The sequence below is a fragment of the Acinetobacter sp. SH20PTE14 genome, assembly GCF_021391555.1.
Taxonomy (GTDB): domain Bacteria; phylum Pseudomonadota; class Gammaproteobacteria; order Pseudomonadales; family Moraxellaceae; genus Acinetobacter; species Acinetobacter amyesii.
In genome coordinates, this window is the sequence record NZ_CP090067.1 from 3,302,371 (window position 1) to 3,317,827 (window position 15,457).

General features: G+C 41.5%; 17 protein-coding genes. 10 read left to right on the top strand and 7 right to left on the bottom strand.

Annotation, left to right across the window (positions count from 1 at the left end; translation table 11 throughout):
* Nucleotides 1-505 precede the first annotated feature (505 nt).
* From dapA to purC, 3 genes are read left to right on the top strand one after another with little or no spacing between them, the layout of a single operon-like run.
* Nucleotides 506-1,405 (top strand): 4-hydroxy-tetrahydrodipicolinate synthase, encoded by a 900-nt coding sequence (gene dapA, locus LXF01_RS16085; protein ID WP_078193262.1) that lies wholly within the window; start codon nt 506-508, stop codon nt 1,403-1,405.
* A 15-nt stretch (nt 1,406-1,420) separates the two neighbouring features.
* Nucleotides 1,421-2,026: a lipoprotein-34 precursor (NlpB) gene (locus LXF01_RS16090; RefSeq protein WP_078193263.1), complete on the top strand. Its 606-nt coding sequence runs from the start codon at nt 1,421-1,423 to the stop codon at nt 2,024-2,026.
* Between the two features lie 36 nt (nt 2,027-2,062).
* A complete protein-coding gene (gene purC, locus LXF01_RS16095; protein ID WP_078190626.1) occupies nt 2,063-2,782 on the top strand; it encodes a phosphoribosylaminoimidazolesuccinocarboxamide synthase in 720 nt (239 codons plus the stop codon).
* A 339-nt stretch (nt 2,783-3,121) separates the two neighbouring features.
* Here the strand turns inward: purC and LXF01_RS16100 are convergent, their stop codons facing one another.
* Nucleotides 3,122-4,387: a replication-associated recombination protein A gene (locus LXF01_RS16100; RefSeq protein WP_233944718.1), complete on the bottom strand. Its 1,266-nt coding sequence runs from the start codon at nt 4,385-4,387 to the stop codon at nt 3,122-3,124.
* Nucleotides 4,388-4,639: 252 nt separating this feature from the next.
* Here LXF01_RS16100 and LXF01_RS16105 point away from each other — a divergent pair, with 252 nt between their 5' ends.
* The gene (locus LXF01_RS16105; protein ID WP_233944719.1) at nt 4,640-6,436 is read left to right on the top strand and encodes a sensor domain-containing protein; all 1,797 of its coding nucleotides are present in this window, start codon (nt 4,640-4,642) and stop codon (nt 6,434-6,436) included.
* 20 nt (nt 6,437-6,456) lie between these two features.
* Nucleotides 6,457-6,933, top strand: coding sequence for a DUF523 domain-containing protein (locus LXF01_RS16110; RefSeq protein ID WP_180116175.1), 477 nt, complete (start codon nt 6,457-6,459; stop codon nt 6,931-6,933).
* A 27-nt stretch (nt 6,934-6,960) separates the two neighbouring features.
* On the opposite strand, the gene LXF01_RS16115 is transcribed toward LXF01_RS16110, so the two are convergent.
* Entirely contained in the window at nt 6,961-7,413 is a 453-nt protein-coding gene (locus tag LXF01_RS16115) for a YcgN family cysteine cluster protein (protein ID WP_180054337.1), read from the bottom strand.
* A gap of 167 nt (nt 7,414-7,580) precedes the next feature.
* Here LXF01_RS16115 and LXF01_RS16120 point away from each other — a divergent pair, with 167 nt between their 5' ends.
* Complete coding sequence (locus tag LXF01_RS16120) at nt 7,581-7,739, top strand: DUF1328 domain-containing protein (protein ID WP_005006601.1); 159 nt, start codon at nt 7,581-7,583, stop codon at nt 7,737-7,739.
* 162 nt (nt 7,740-7,901) lie between these two features.
* Here the strand turns inward: LXF01_RS16120 and murJ are convergent, their stop codons facing one another.
* Both murJ and ampD read right to left on the bottom strand, forming a co-directional pair.
* Nucleotides 7,902-9,443, bottom strand: coding sequence for a murein biosynthesis integral membrane protein MurJ (gene murJ, locus LXF01_RS16125; RefSeq protein WP_233944720.1), 1,542 nt, complete (start codon nt 9,441-9,443; stop codon nt 7,902-7,904).
* Between the two features lie 86 nt (nt 9,444-9,529).
* Nucleotides 9,530-10,102 carry a 1,6-anhydro-N-acetylmuramyl-L-alanine amidase AmpD gene (ampD, locus tag LXF01_RS16130; RefSeq protein WP_233944721.1) on the bottom strand — a complete coding sequence of 191 codons (573 nt, stop codon included), beginning with the start codon at nt 10,100-10,102 and terminating at the stop codon, nt 9,530-9,532.
* A gap of 199 nt (nt 10,103-10,301) precedes the next feature.
* On the opposite strand from ampD, the gene nadC reads away from it, so the two are divergent.
* Nucleotides 10,302-11,147, top strand: a complete 846-nt coding sequence (gene nadC / locus LXF01_RS16135) for a carboxylating nicotinate-nucleotide diphosphorylase (RefSeq protein ID WP_233944722.1) — start codon at nt 10,302-10,304, stop codon at nt 11,145-11,147.
* 66 nt (nt 11,148-11,213) lie between these two features.
* On the opposite strand, the gene LXF01_RS16140 is transcribed toward nadC, so the two are convergent.
* Together LXF01_RS16140 and rph are read right to left on the bottom strand one after the other, a co-directional pair.
* Entirely contained in the window at nt 11,214-11,438 is a 225-nt protein-coding gene (locus LXF01_RS16140) for a hypothetical protein (protein ID WP_233944723.1), read from the bottom strand.
* 156 nt (nt 11,439-11,594) lie between these two features.
* On the bottom strand, nt 11,595-12,311 hold the full coding sequence (gene rph / locus LXF01_RS16145; protein ID WP_111885099.1) for a ribonuclease PH: 717 nt from the start codon (nt 12,309-12,311) through the stop codon (nt 11,595-11,597).
* A 176-nt stretch (nt 12,312-12,487) separates the two neighbouring features.
* Between rph and LXF01_RS16150 the strand changes: the two genes are divergently transcribed.
* Nucleotides 12,488-13,165 carry a TetR family transcriptional regulator gene (locus LXF01_RS16150; RefSeq protein ID WP_233944724.1) on the top strand — a complete coding sequence of 226 codons (678 nt, stop codon included), beginning with the start codon at nt 12,488-12,490 and terminating at the stop codon, nt 13,163-13,165.
* A gap of 60 nt (nt 13,166-13,225) precedes the next feature.
* Here LXF01_RS16150 and LXF01_RS16155 read toward each other — a convergent pair whose 3' ends face one another.
* Nucleotides 13,226-13,843: a thiol:disulfide interchange protein DsbA/DsbL gene (locus tag LXF01_RS16155; protein ID WP_078193271.1), complete on the bottom strand. Its 618-nt coding sequence runs from the start codon at nt 13,841-13,843 to the stop codon at nt 13,226-13,228.
* 182 nt (nt 13,844-14,025) lie between these two features.
* On the opposite strand from LXF01_RS16155, the gene ubiG reads away from it, so the two are divergent.
* Entirely contained in the window at nt 14,026-14,736 is a 711-nt protein-coding gene (gene ubiG, locus LXF01_RS16160) for a bifunctional 2-polyprenyl-6-hydroxyphenol methylase/3-demethylubiquinol 3-O-methyltransferase UbiG (protein ID WP_078190637.1), read from the top strand.
* Nucleotides 14,736-15,434 (top strand): HAD family hydrolase, encoded by a 699-nt coding sequence (locus tag LXF01_RS16165; RefSeq protein WP_111885095.1) that lies wholly within the window; start codon nt 14,736-14,738, stop codon nt 15,432-15,434. Before ubiG ends, LXF01_RS16165 begins: the two co-directional genes overlap by 1 nt.
* Nucleotides 15,435-15,457: the final 23 nt, after the last annotated feature.

Consider the following 15,457-nt stretch of genomic DNA (forward strand, 5'->3'; position numbering starts at 1 on the left):
TTTTTAAACACTCATAAAAACATGTCTATTTCTATTAGATATAAAAAAGATTATTACCCAAGTTTTTAACAATCATTTATAATAAAACCCGAGCGAATTGATATAGTTTTTAAATCTTTAGTCATTGTTATTTAATCTTAAATTCTGATTAAAAAGCACGGAATACACATAGATCAACCTTTTGCTGATGATTTAATCAATCCCATCAACCATGCCAACCCTCTCGATTGAATAACACATTTTCAAGATTCAGCCCTTGCTGAACAATTTTCAGGCTGCAAAAAAACCGCTATTTTACACTTGATTGTTTTAAGTTTGATTTGTATAAAGAATTTTATGGCTTTGACCAAAGCATATTGTTCTTATGCGTTTGATCAGTCATAATTTGCGTAAGCATTATTCAATTTGGGTATAGCCCAATGAACATGCTACAAATCAAAATTCGAAACCATCCAGAAATCAATATTTCATCTTGTCGGATGGACAAATAGGATAGCTTTTCAAAATGACTCAGCAAGCTCAGACCATTCAAGGTTCAATTGTCGCAATCGTCACCCCAATGTTTGAAGATGGCAGCGTAGATTGGAAGAGCCTCGAGAAGCTGGTTGAGTGGCATATAAAGCAAGGCACTAACAGTATTGTTGCTGTAGGGACTACAGGTGAAGCTTCTACCTTGAGCATGGCCGAACACACTCAGGTGATCAAAGAAATCATCCGTGTGGCGAACAAACGCATTCCAATTATTGCCGGCACAGGTGCAAACTCAACCCACGAAGCAATTGAACTCACCAAAGAAGCCAAAGAATTAGGTGCAGATGCGGCATTATTAGTTACACCATACTATAACAAACCGACCCAAGAAGGCCTGTATCAACACTACAAAGCGATTGCTGAAGCTGTTGATTTACCTCAAATTTTGTACAATGTACCTGGCCGAACCGGTGTAGACATGCACAACGACACCGTGATCCGTCTTGCTGATATTCCACAAATCGTGGGCATTAAAGACGCCACTGGCGATGTTCCTCGTGGTCAAGAACTCATTGAAGGCTTAAAAGGCAAAGATATGGTGGTGTACTCAGGTGATGATGCAACGGCTTATCAGTTAATGGGTTTAGGTGCTAAAGGCAACATTTCGGTTACTGCGAACGTGGCGCCAAAAGAAATGAGCGAAGTGTGTGCAAGCGCTTTGGCGGGTGACGCAGTCCAAGCCGAGCAACAAAACAATACTGTTGCAAATTTACATCAAATTTTATTTTGCGAATCGAACCCAATTCCTGTGAAATGGGCACTTCATGAGATGAACCTGATTGAAACAGGCATTCGCTTACCATTAACACCCCTTGCAGAACAATATCGTACTCCGCTTCGTGAAGCACTCATCACTGCGGGCGTTATCAAATAAAGAAGAGCAAACATCATGCAATTACGTTTAGGACTTAGCCTGGCACTTTCAGTATTTACATTAGCCGGTTGTAGTTCACTTGCCTTTAATAATGGCACACTGGACTATAAACAAACCACAGATGTTGAACCGCTGAAATACCCTGAAGGGTCGATGGTTCGTCCTGCAACGCCTTTGTATCCCGCTCCATCAGTTGACCCACTAGCAATTGAGCATGCACCAAAGCTTGAAAATAAGCGCGGCAATCGCTATGCCCTTCCGCGTCCAGCCGCGGAAAAAAATAATGTCGTTGCAGATTCCTCAACAGACAGTACAAATATTAGCCGCCCTCAACTATTGGTGGATGGAAATCAAAATCCACTGATCAAAGTTGAAGGAAATTCTGCTACAATTTGGCAATACACACTTGCTACCCTCAGCAGCCTTAACCATACCATTGTTGGTCAGAGCAAAAACCGTTACGAAGTAACTGTCAAGGTCGATCAGCAGACCTATGTCTTAAGACTTTCTTCTGTAGGTTCAAGCAATAACATCGCTGTGTTCAATGCCGATAACAGTTTTGCAGACAAAGAAAAAGCTGCAGATCTGTTAGCTCAGATTTACCAAAATTGGCCAGCCTAGTCGTACTAGGCATTTTTTCTCGAAAAAGGTTCCCTCATGTTAAAACAAACCTTGCTCTATACTGGTAAAGCGAAATCTGTTTATGAAACAGATAGTTCTGACCACCTCATCCTAGTTTTCCGTGACGATGCTTCTGCATTCAACGGTGAAAAAATTGAACAACTGGATCGCAAAGGTAAGGTGAACAACCGTTTTAACGCCTTTATCATGGAAAAATTGGCTGCGGCTGGTATCGAAACTCATTTCGAAAAACTTCTTTCTCCAACTGAAGTTTTAGTGAAAAAATTGACTATGGTTCCTGTAGAGTGCGTAATTCGTAACTATGCAGCAGGTTCACTTTGCCGTCGTTTAGGCGTTGAAGAAGGTAAAGAACTTACTCCGCCAACTTTCGAATTGTTCTTCAAAGACGATGCGTTAGGCGACCCAATGGTGAATGAATCACAAGCGATTGCATTAGGTTGGGCGACTGCAGAACAACTCGCTCAAATGAAAGAATTGACTTATAAAGTAAACGAAGTACTTAAAGGTCTATTCGATGCAGGCAACATGCTGCTTGTTGACTTTAAACTTGAATTTGGCGTGTTCCACGACCGTATCGTACTAGGTGACGAATTCTCTCCAGACGGCTGCCGTCTATGGGACAAAGACACTAAGAAAAAACTCGACAAAGACCGTTTCCGTCAAGGTTTAGGCGGTGTAGTTGAAGCTTATGAAGAAGTTGCTGCACGTTTAGGTATCGACCTTTCTGATATCTAAATCGTCCATCGATTATAAAAACCGAGCTCTTTAGCTCGGTTTTTTAATGAAATATTACTCGATTAATCTATGATCGAAAAAACAAATGTTAACGATAAAAATCCTCTGTTTCACATTTAGCCATGTTCACACTAAGATACCTACATACCAGGCAGCACCAGGATCTATAAGTTTCCAATGTGTATGCCGACCAGATTTTCCATCTACCCTCTAGGATGTATCTCCCCAAAGACATCCTATTTTTTCAGCCCAGCTCGCCTTGAGTTGGGCTTTTTTTTGCATGAAATAGACATAAAAAAAGGGCGCCGAAGCGCCTTCCCATTATGATCATTCAAATTATTACTGCTGTTGCATCCAACGTCGTTGCTGCAAACGCTCACCTTCGACTTCACGTTTATTGCGTGCAGACTCATACAGCTTAGTGCCTTTTAGTTCAGGCGGCATATAGTCCTGCATGACAAAATGTTCAGGATAATTATGTGGATATAAATAGTCCACGCCATAGCCTTGCTCTTTCATCAATTTGGTTGGTGCATTTCTCAAATGCAATGGCACGGGTAAATTCGAGGTTTTTTCTGCCAAATCTAAGGCTTTGTTGATGGCCAAATAAGTACTGTTACTTTTAGCACTGGTTGCCAAATACACCGCACATTGCCCCAAAATGATTCGACATTCAGGCATACCAATTGCCTGCACAGATCGGAAACATTCTCCAGCCAACAGTAAAGCATTTGGATTTGAGTTGCCAATATCTTCAGATGCCGCAATCAACATACGACGGGCAATAAAAACAGGATCTTCACCACCTTTGAGCATTCGAGCCATCCAATACAAAGCGGCATCTGGATCACTGCCTCGAATCGACTTAATAAAAGCCGAAACTAGATCATAATGCTGTTCGCCCGATTTGTCATAGCGTGCAATATTTTGCTGCGCAACTTTGACTACCACCGCATTGTTAATGATATTCTCTAAGTCTGGCTCAAACGTACTGGCGATTAAATCTAAAAGATTTAATGCTTTACGAGCATCACCTGCGGCAAATTGAAATAAAGCTTCATATTCTTCGATTTGAATATAACGCTCTTTTAAAAACGAATCTTGCTGAATGGCTTGATCCAATAAGCGCTGAATTGCGTCATTATCCAGAGCATTTAAGGTATACACCTGACAACGCGACAATAAGGCATTATTAACTTCAAATGAAGGGTTTTCTGTGGTTGCACCGATCAGAGTAATTTTGCCCTTTTCAACTGCATTCAGTAAGGCATCTTGTTGTGACTTATTAAAACGATGAATTTCATCAATAAACACCACAGGTGTCAATAAATCTCCACCATCGGCGATGATTTCACGTAACTCTTTCACCCCAGTATTGAGCGCAGATAAACTAATAAATGGTCGGTCAACGGCTTGCGCTAACAATAATGCAATTGTGGTTTTACCTACACCCGGAGGTCCCCAAAAAATAATCGATGGCAAATGCCCTTGGTCAATCATCTGGCGTAACGGTGCATCTTCACCCAAAAGGTGATCTTGTCCAATAATTTGAGATAAATCATGAGGACGCATGCGTTCAGGAAGAGGAATTTGGCTGTCTGACATCTTATTATTTCGTTTCCGGCAATTGGGGACGTTTTTTCTATTCTAACACTGCCTTGGCAGAATCTTTGCTTTATTCGGTATTCAATTTAGGAGGGTGGTTTAATGTCGTTATTTAAGTATCTTGCATGTAAAAAAGCTTAGGCGAATGTTAACTATAATGTAACAAGACATCCTAGCCCTTATTGATCAAATTAAAGTATCATCGGCAAGATATCCCATTTTAGACTTGCCTGACCCAATTGGACAGATTGTATGAAGCAATCAATAAAGCAAAAGCGAATCGTTCAAGTTCAACAAGGCATTGATCTACCTATAAATTTATTTCAAAAAATGCCCCAAGCCAAGAATATACAATTACAAGATAATCAATGCGCTGAATTACGAGAAAAACTGAATAGTCGTAATCAAATGTTAGATGCTAGTGTCGACTGTATAAAATTATTAAGTCTAGACGGTCATGTTCTGCATATGAACCGCGCGGGATGTTTAGCTCTGGGTGTACCTCCAACTGAAACTGAGTTTGGTATGTCTTGGCATAAATTACTGCCTGAAGAAGTCCGTGACGCGTGTTTGAATGCTTTTGCCGAAGCCAAAGAAGGTAAAATATCTCGCTTTGTCGGCATGAGCCAAGTAGCAGATGAACCCTTGGCTTATTGGGATAATATGCTCAGCCCAGTATTCAACGAATATGGCCAAGTCAAAGAAATCCTCTGTGTATCACGTGATATTACGATACAGCGACTTGCAGAAAATAAACTTCAACGCATCATTGAACGAGATGATTTAACAGGTTTATTAAACCGCCGTGCGTTTAGTCGAGTATTTAAAAGCCAATTAAAAGTGGCGCGAGAACATCAGCAACAACTGGGTTTGTTATTAATCGATCTAGATTATTTTAAGCATATTAACGACACCTTAGGTCATAGTGCAGGAGACCATTTACTGCATACCCTTGGGCAGCGTTTTCAGCAATGTTTTGATACAAATATTGTAGTTTCACGTTTAGGTGGCGATGAATTTGCCATTTCTATTCCAAATTTAAAATCGCAACAACAATTACAGAATTTTGCCAGCATCGCCTGTCAGCAAATGGACATGCCCATTTTCTATAATGGGCAAAGTATCAATATTGGTATGAGTATTGGCTGTGCGATCTACCCACGCGATGCACAAAATACCTCCAATTTACTTAAATGTGCTGATATTGCGCTAAATGATTTAAAAAGCAGTGGTCGTGGTGGTGTACGAATGTTCAACCATACTATGTTCAAAACCCTTGAAAATACTACTCGCCAATTAACGCTTGCACGCAGCTTGATTAAGTCCAATCAAATTATTCCGTTTTATCAACCCAAAGTTCGTCTTTCTGACAGTCAAGTTATCGGCTTTGAAGCCTTGTTACGTTGGTATGATAAAGACCAACAATTACAATTACCTTCTCAGATTTTTGCTGCATTTCAAGATTATGAATTGGCTTCACGCATTAGTGAAACAATGCAAATTAAAATCTTTCAAGATATTCAAAAATGGATTGAACTTGGACTGCAACCGCTACCGATTTCAATAAATGCTGCACCTGTCGAATTTTTACGTGATGATTATGCGGAAAAACTACTGAATCGCTTAAAGCAGTTTGGTATATCACCAGATATTATTGAGGTCGAAATTACCGAGCAAAGCCTGTCAGAACGTGGCTCAAATTATGTGATTCGCGCTCTCCATTTATTAAAAGAGCATGGCATACACATTTCTTTAGATGATTTTGGTACAGGTCATTCATCATTAACACGTTTGAGTAATTACCCTGTCGACTGTATTAAGATAGACCGTAATTTTGTGGAACGCATGCATACCGACTGTTCAGCACTTGCCATTGTCAAAGCGATTACCCAAATTGGTGCGAGTGTTTCCCTGAATATACTAGTCGAAGGTATAGAGAATCCGGAACAGGTCGATACCTTAAAAGAATGTAATTGTCATACTGGACAAGGTTTTTACTTTTATCGCCCGCTCAGTTATGACCATGCGATGGAACTTTTGAGTCACTAAAACTTGTGGAGCATGACACGATGACACTGAAGTATTTAGTCAGTGCCTGTCTGGCAGGCCAACCCGTTCGTTATGATGCCAAATCAAATACACAACAAGCGATTTGCCAACTGATGCAGACTCACCAAGTCATTACGGCCTGCCCAGAAATGATGGGCGGCCTGAGCTGTCCACGTTTTCCTGCAGAAATTCAAAATGGTCAAGCCACTGATGTGCTCAATGGTACAGCTCAAGTTAAAGATGTTTTGGGGACAGACGTTAGTGCTGAATTTATTGCGGGTGCTCAACGAATGTTAGAATTGGCCCAATTTCACAAAGTTGATGTTGTTGTCTTGAAAGATCGCAGCCCGTCTTGCGGCAGCCATTATATTTATGACGGCAGCTTTACCCGTACGAAAATTGAAGGCTATGGGGTAACCACAGCACTCCTCAAACAGCACGGTTTTCAGGTTCTGTCAGAACAAGACTTTCTGGCTATGATACAAGATCAACTCTAGATCCAAAATTGAGCGTATCTGTGTCCTTTAGCGTACCCAACGCACAATATAATCTTCAATATCGTCAGGGTTGACGTCTTCTTCACTGATGCAACGCCCTGCGGCAGACTTTCGTGCCTTCAAAATACTGTCACGATTTCCCGTCACTAGATGATGCCAACGTGGTAAATCTTTACCCTCAGAAATTCTACGATAAGCACAGCTCGGTGGTAGCCAATGAAATTGGTGAATCTGATGTGGCGTCAGCTGTATACAGTCTGGAACATGTGATTGACGATTTGGATAATTGGAGCAAGATGCCTTTTCACAATCTAAAAGTTTGCATGCCACTTTGGTGTAGGCAACCTCATGAGTATCTTCATCTTCAAGCTTAATTAAACAGCAAAGTCCGCAACCATCACAGAGTGACTCCCACTCCAAATGGGTGAGTTCAGTCAAAGCATGCTTTTTCCAAAAATGTGGGCGTAGAGTATCGGTCATCTTCTCGCTCGCAACAAAGGTGGCAGGCATATTAACTGAACCTGCACATTAATTCTTTGTTTAAGTTACCGAATATTGAACATTAAATAAACAAAAGACTACATAGTAGGTTTTTTTAGCCTCTTATAATGGGCATACAGAATAAAAAATCACATGGAGATAAAACTATGTTCCGTTGGGCTATTATTTTCGCTGTAATTGCATTGATTGCTAGTCTGCTAGGTTTTGGTGGTGTGGCAGGCTTATCCAAAGACTTTGCTGTTATTCTTTTGGTTATTGCAGTCATCCTTGCAATTGTTGGTTTCCTCTCTCGAGGAAAAGTTTAGGCGACGGATTGTATGTCGTTTTAAACTACAAATTACCCCCTTAGACTCATGGATAAGAAACATACGTTTTTATCATCTTGAGCGTCAATGAAAAAAATAAGAGCCTATGGGCTCTTATTTTTTTACATCCAAGTAAACTTACTACGTTGTATGGTTTTAGCTTTATGGTTTTAAATGACGTGGTCTAAAGCCTGTTGCAATTAAGGCAATACCATAAGCAGCAACACCAATCACACATAAGATGATCACTTCCGCGACACGCATCCACGCAGCTACATCACCGTTGTACCATGTTAAGCCATACCACAGAGCAGCAATCATCACAGCATTGGCTATCGCAAACTGAATCACCAACTTTTTCCAATGCGCACCAAAACGGAAAATATTGCGCTTATGTAAATAAAAATACAGCATCCCTGCATTTACTAATGCGGAACCAGAGGATGCCAATGCCAAGGCCATATGCTCAGCATGCCAATCAATCAGTTTAAAGAATCCAATAAACACCACATTAAGAATGGCATTGGTTGCGACCGCCATTAAACCTACACGTACTGGAGTTTTGGTATCTTGTTGCGCATAAAACCCTGGTGCAAACACTTTAATGAGCATGAATGAAATCACACCGGCACTCATACATTGCAATGCCAATGCGGTCATCTGTGTATCTTCAAAGCTAAATTGACCACGTTCAAATAAGGCCTGAATAATAGGTGTAGAGAGCATGAAAAGCGCAATACTTGCAGGCACACCCACCAAGATAATGACCTTAGCTGCCCAATCTATCATACGGCGGAATTTGTCCTGATCTTGTTCAGCATGGCGTGCAGACAATGACGGTAAAATCACGGTACCAATAGCTACCCCAATCAAACCTAAAGGTAGCTCGGTCATACGTTCAGCACTATATAGCCATGATACTGAACCATCTTGCATAAAAGACGCCCAAATGGTGTTCAACAGTAGGTTGATCTGCGTCACTGAGACACCAAACAGTGCTGGCAGCATCAACTTCATGATCCGATCAACACCTTCGTGTTTGAAGTCTACTTTGGGTGGAATCAGTAATTTTTTACGCCACAGCTCTGGAATCTGAATCGCCAATTGCAAGAATCCTGCCGCGACAACAGACCAACCCAAAGCCATAATTGGCTCAGCCATATAAGGGGTTAACCACAGCGCACCGGCAATCATCGCGACATTGAGTAACACTGGAGCGAACGCAGGTGTACTGAATGAGCCATAACTATTCAAAATACTGCTGGCAAATGCCGTTAGGGACATAAACAGTAAGTAAGGAATCGTTAGGCGGAACATATCGGTAGCTAACGCAAACTTGTCTGCATCACCATGGAAACCCGGTGCATAGATATAAATAATCGCGGGTGCCGCCACCATCGCGATGAACGTCAAACTAGTCATCACCAGACCTAAACAGCCAAAAACACGGCTAATCAGAATCTGGACTTCGGCATGGGTTCGACTGGTTTTATATTCAGTCAATACAGGAATAAAGGCTTGTGAAAATGCCCCTTCTGCGAATAAGCGCCTAAAAAAGTTAGGAATACGAAAGGCAACCACGAAGGTATCGAAGTCTTTACCTGCACCAAATACATTTAACAGGACAATATCCCGTACCAGTCCCAATACACGGGACAACATAGTCATTGCACTGACAATGACTGTCGAACGCCAAAGCGCCATCGGTATTTCTCACTTTTGAAAGTGCGCCTATTGTAATGAAACTCGTCAAGGAATTTCATTGGTTTATTAAACGCAGTATGTATTGTTTATTTGTTTTTAAAATGATGTAGCTGTTGACGAAAAGCGTTCCACTCAAAAAATGGACCCGGATCAGTTTTACGTCCCGGTGCAATATCTGAATGCCCTGCAATATGTTGTTGAATTTTAGGATAAGCCTGTTGTAAACACGCCACGATCTCGGTCAGCACGGCATATTGTGCAGCTTCAAAAGGTAAATCATCACTTCCTTCGAGTTCAATGCCTATCGAATAATCATTACATTCTTTTTGTGCTAAATAGGTTGAGCGACCTGCATGCCAAGCTCGATCATTAAAATTGACAAACTGTAGAACTTCGCCTGTGCGCAGGATCAATAAATGTGTCGATACTTGCATCCCTTCAATAGTTTGAAAATAAGGATGTTTCGACCAATCCAACTGATTTTGGAAAAATTGTTCGATATAACCACCGCCGAACTGAGAAGGTGGCAAACTAATATTATGAATGACGACAAGCTGAATTTCGGTATCTTCAGGACGCTGGTTAAAATTCGGTGATGGAATTTGACGCGCACCTAGCAATTGCCCATCCTGCACCTGAAATGTTGTTGCTTGTGACATAAAAAAAATCCTGTGTCTAAGCCGGCCTGCAATGCTGCAGATCAAAACGCCGAGCCCTACTTGAAAGTTTTAATGCTAAAACTTTCACATTGAAATCTCAATTCAAGTCTGTGAAAGGAGTTAAAAATCGCTCATTTTTAAGGAACAATGCTAATATAACGCGCACATTTTCCTGGGTTAAAAAGATACGGAACTTCTTATGAGCATATCGCAATCTTTGCTTGAACAATCAATCCAAATCAATATTCAACACGCACTACAAGAAGATATTGGCGAAGGCGATATCACTGCCCTGTTAACTCCAGAAGATGAACAAGCCACTGCAACGATTATCAGCCGTGAAGAGATGATCTTGGCGGGTCAGCCTTGGGTCAATGCACTCATTCAGGCTTATGATGCCGCTGTCCAAGTCACTTGGTTGAAACATGATGGTGACCGTGTTGCCGCAGGCGAAGCCTTTTTAAAACTCGCAGGTTCTGCGCGTAGCTTACTGACGGTTGAGCGTCCAGCCTTAAATTTTATACAAACATTATCTGCAGTAGCGACCAAAACTGCTGCCTATGTCCAGCAGCTTGAAGGTTTGCATACTCGTCTACTCGATACCCGTAAAACCTTACCAGGCCTACGTATTGCACAAAAATATGCAGTTGCTGTTGGTGGCGGTCAAAACCATCGCTTAGGTTTATTTGATGCATTTTTAATTAAAGAAAATCACATCATGGCAGCAGGCGGAATCCAACAAGCGATTGCCAAAGCACACCAGATTGCACCGGGTAAACCTGTGGAAGTTGAAGTCGAAACTTGGGATGAACTCAACCAAGCGTTGGAAGCAGGTGCGGATATTGTGATGTTGGATAACTTTAGTCAGCAACAAATGATTGATGCCGTCAAACATGTGAATGGTCGCTGCAAACTTGAAGCCTCAGGCAATATCACCATTGCAAACTTACGTGAAGTGGCAACGACAGGGGTCGATTATATTTCGATGGGTGTTTTAACCAAAGATGTGAAAGCAATTGACCTATCTATGCGCTTTAATGCTTAAACGTTACCTAAATTAAATCCATTTAAAGAAGGGTGCTCATCAGCATCCTTTTTAATACAATTCCTTTTAATCATCATCTTTGTCTTTTGAATCCTCTTCTCGGTCTTCATCCTGATCATCACGATCGTGATCAGCTTTAGCATCCCGATCATCATCATTTTGCTCATTGTCATGATCACGATCTGATGACAAAACAGAGCGCTCTTTATCCTGATCCTTTGAATTAGAACCATCACAAGCACTTATCGCTAAAAGTCCCAATAATGAAAAACCGATCAATAACGCTTTCATTATTTCTCCTTGTTATTGTGTTCTTCACACTGTGCTGAAACTTTGCTGTCAACAATAGCGCTTTTTAGTTTTAATTTGTCAGTTGAAATTACTCATCCGACTTAAAAATAAAAAAAGCACCCGAAGGTGCTTTTATCAACTTAAGCTTTAGTCATATTACCAACCCAAAGCTTCTTGTTGTTTCTTAATTAACTCTTGAATGCCTTTTTCAGCCAATTCAAGCATTTCATTACACTGTGCACGCGTAAATGGTTTGTCTTCAGCTGTGCCTTGAAGTTCAATGAACTCACCTGCTTGTGTCATGACCACATTTAAGTCAGTTTGGCAGTTCGAATCTTCTTCATAGCAAAGATCAAGTAATGCTTCATCTTGATACATACCTACAGAAACTGCTGCAACTAAGCCTTTAAGCGGATCTTGTTTGATTTTTTTATTTTCAAGCAAGACATTCATCGCATCGACCAAGGCAACTGCTGCACCTGTGATCGATGCTGTGCGTGTACCGCCATCTGCTTGAATCACATCACAGTCGATGCTAATTGTATTTTCACCCAATTTTTTCAAATCAACCATGGCACGTAAGCTACGACCAATCAGACGTTGGATTTCTTGTGTACGGCCACTTTGTTTACCACGTGCTGCTTCACGGTCACTACGGGTATGTGTAGAACGTGGAAGCATGCCGTATTCCGCAGTTACCCAGCCTTGACCTTTCCCTTTAAGGAAACGTGGCACTGAGTTGTCGACACTTGCAGTACAAAGAACTTTTGTATGACCAAATTCAACCAATACAGAACCTTCCGCATAACGTGTGTAGTTACGGGTAATTTTTACTTCACGTAATTGATCTAATGCTCGTTGGTCGATACGCATGATGAGTCCTTAATCTGACAAAATTGATTGCGGTACATTATAACAGAAGGTACAGCCAGATTCGGGACGCATTCGTGTGCATTTACAAAATCCATTCAACCAAGTTTTGATAGGCCCGTCGTACGTCATCAGGAAATTTGTTAGACTGAAGCCACGCAATATTCAGGACGAATTGCATGTCGATACGGGAAGAACGTAAGCAACAAAGTCGTAAAGCTATCCTTGATGCAGCGCTTGCATTAAGTACCACAGGCCGTTCTTTTAGCAGTCTGAGCTTACGCGAAATTTCCCGTCATGTCGGCTTGGTTCCTGCTGCGTTTTATCGCCATTTTCAGGACATGGATGAGCTCGGTTTGGAACTAGTCGACCAAATGGCCCTGCACCTTCGGAATGTCCTCAATCAACTGAGTCAGCAATGCTTTCAAGCGCCAGATGCACGAACACGACAGAGTCTGGATTATTTATTTCATGCCGTTGAGCAATTTCCTGAGGCATGGATGTTTCTTATTGCTGAACGTTGGGGTGGTTCAGCATTCTTAAGACAAGCCATTACTCGTGAGTTTAATTTTCTCAGTACCGATTTGGCCCATGCACTAGCTCAAGTTGAAGCGACTCAACATATTCAATCCGAACAAGACCTCAAAGTATTGGGACAAATTTTGTTTGAATTGGCCTTGAGTTGGGCAATGCAATGGATTGACTTACATCGACATGTTGAGCTTCCACAACGTACGGATGCGCTGCAACAATTTCGCCGCCAAGCTCAGACCCAAGTTCAGCTCTTATTTCGTGGCATCTTGCACTGGGATCGATCTTTGGCTCAAATCGCTGATCCGCAAAATTTATCGACCTAAAACGCAAAATGTACCGTCATAAAAAAAGCCGCATCGAGTGCGGCTTTTTTATGACATCTGTTATTTCGCTTTGCGTTCTTTATCAACAAGGAATTTCACGATTTCAACAGTACGTGCATCTTCACCTTGTACGATGTATTTACCATTGACGGTAATCGCAGGCACGCCGCTCAATTGATATTGAGCCGCTAAGTTTTTCGCTTGAGCAATTTTTGAAGACACAGCAAATGATTTAAATGTGCTGTTAAATTTCGCTTCAGGAACACCATAACGGGTGTAGAACTTAGCAAATGCGCCTTGTTCTAAGATATTTTTCTGACCCACATGAATGTCATGGAACAATTGTAAATGTGCTTTTTGACGAACACCCAATGCTTCCGATGCATAGTAAGCACGTGCGCCTTGTTCCCAAAGTGGGTTCATTGCTGCAGGTGTACGGACAAAACGTACATCTTTAGGCAATTGCTTTAACCACGTTTGCATATGCGGTTCTAATGTAAAACAATGTGGGCAGCCATACCAAAAGAACTCACGGACTTCGATTTTACCCGGACGTTCGACTTTAATCGGTTTTGGAATAACTGTGTAATCAGTCCCCGCGACAAATTGCGCTGCCATCGCACTGCCAGAAAAAGCCAAAATAGCTGTTGTAATCGTGCCTAAAAGGAATTTTTTCATTGAACTTATCGTCCTCAAAATCATTATGATTAGTTTATGGCAACACTATAAATCAAATCTGTCGATTTCGTTTTCATTCTGTGAACTTTTTTAAGGCTTTTATCGCTTTTTTTTCAGGACGCGCTACACTAACTCCCATAAACTTTTTTCTAAAATATAAAGACTTGATTGAGGTGCAACCGATGTCGCAATTGAATGTTGATCCACAAGAAATTGCCAAATTTGAAGCTTTCGCAGCCATATGGTGGGATCAGCATTCTGAGTTCCGCCCTTTGCACATGATTAATCCTCTGCGTTTGAACTGGATTGATGAGCATTCAAATGGTATCACTGGCAAGAAAGTATTAGATGTGGGCTGTGGCGGCGGTATTTTAGCTGAAAGCATGGCACGTCGCGGTGCGCAAGTATTGGGTATCGACATGGGCGAAGCGCCATTAAATGTTGCACGCCTACATGCCGAACAAGAAAATGTGCAAAATATTGAATATCGCCAAGTGCCTGTAGAGCAATTGGCAGAAGAACAAGCAGGTCAATATGACGTCGTTACCTGTATGGAAATGCTCGAACATGTACCTGATCCAGCATCAATTATTTTAGCGTGTCAAAAACTGGTAAAACCGGGTGGTCATGTATTCTTCTCGACCATTAACCGTAATCCTAAAGCCTATTTGTTTGCGATTATTGGTGCGGAATATGTTTTACGCATGTTGGCGAAAGGCACTCATGATTATTCAAAGTTTATTAAACCTTCAGAATTAGCTCATGATATTCGTCAAGCCGAGTTAAAACTCAAAGATATGACAGGTTTACATTATAACCCGATCACCAAACGCTATTGGCTCGCACCGAATGTGGATGTGAACTACATGGTTCATACGGTGAAAGAAGCCTAATGAAAGCTGTACTCTTTGATCTTGACGGTACACTGATTGATACCGCGGCTGATTTTATTCGTATTATTCAAGACATGTGCCGTGACAAAGGCATTGCGGTGGTCAGTGCAGAAGATATTCGTGTACAAGTATCTGAAGGCGCGCGTGCGATGGTCAAACTGGTCTATCCAGAGTTAGACGTTGAAGATCCTGTCTTTCTGGCACATCGTCAACGCTTTTTAGATCTGTATGGTGCTGATATTGCAGTTGATACCGATCTGTTTGAAGGCATGTATCCACTACTCGATGAACTTGAACAGTATCAAATTCCGTGGGGTATTGTCACCAATAAGCCGCGTTCACTCAGTGAAGCGTTGCTCAAAGCGTTGAATTTGACTGAGCGCTGCTCGGTATTGGTTTGCCCAGACGATGTCAGTAAAACCAAGCCAGACCCAGAGCCGATGTATTTAGCAGCCAAGCACATTCATCTAGATGCTCAAGACTGTATCTATGTCGGTGATCATCCACGTGATATCGATGCCGGTCGTAATGCGCAGATGTACACAATTCTTGCGGCTTATGGCTATTTACCTTTACAACACAAAGATGACTTAACAGCTTGGCATGCAGATTGTATAGTGAAGACTGTTGCTGAATTGCATGAAGTCATTCATGATTTGGTCATCAAACCGAAAACGCTAAACACAGCGACTTTATAACGATAGAACACAACACAATAAAA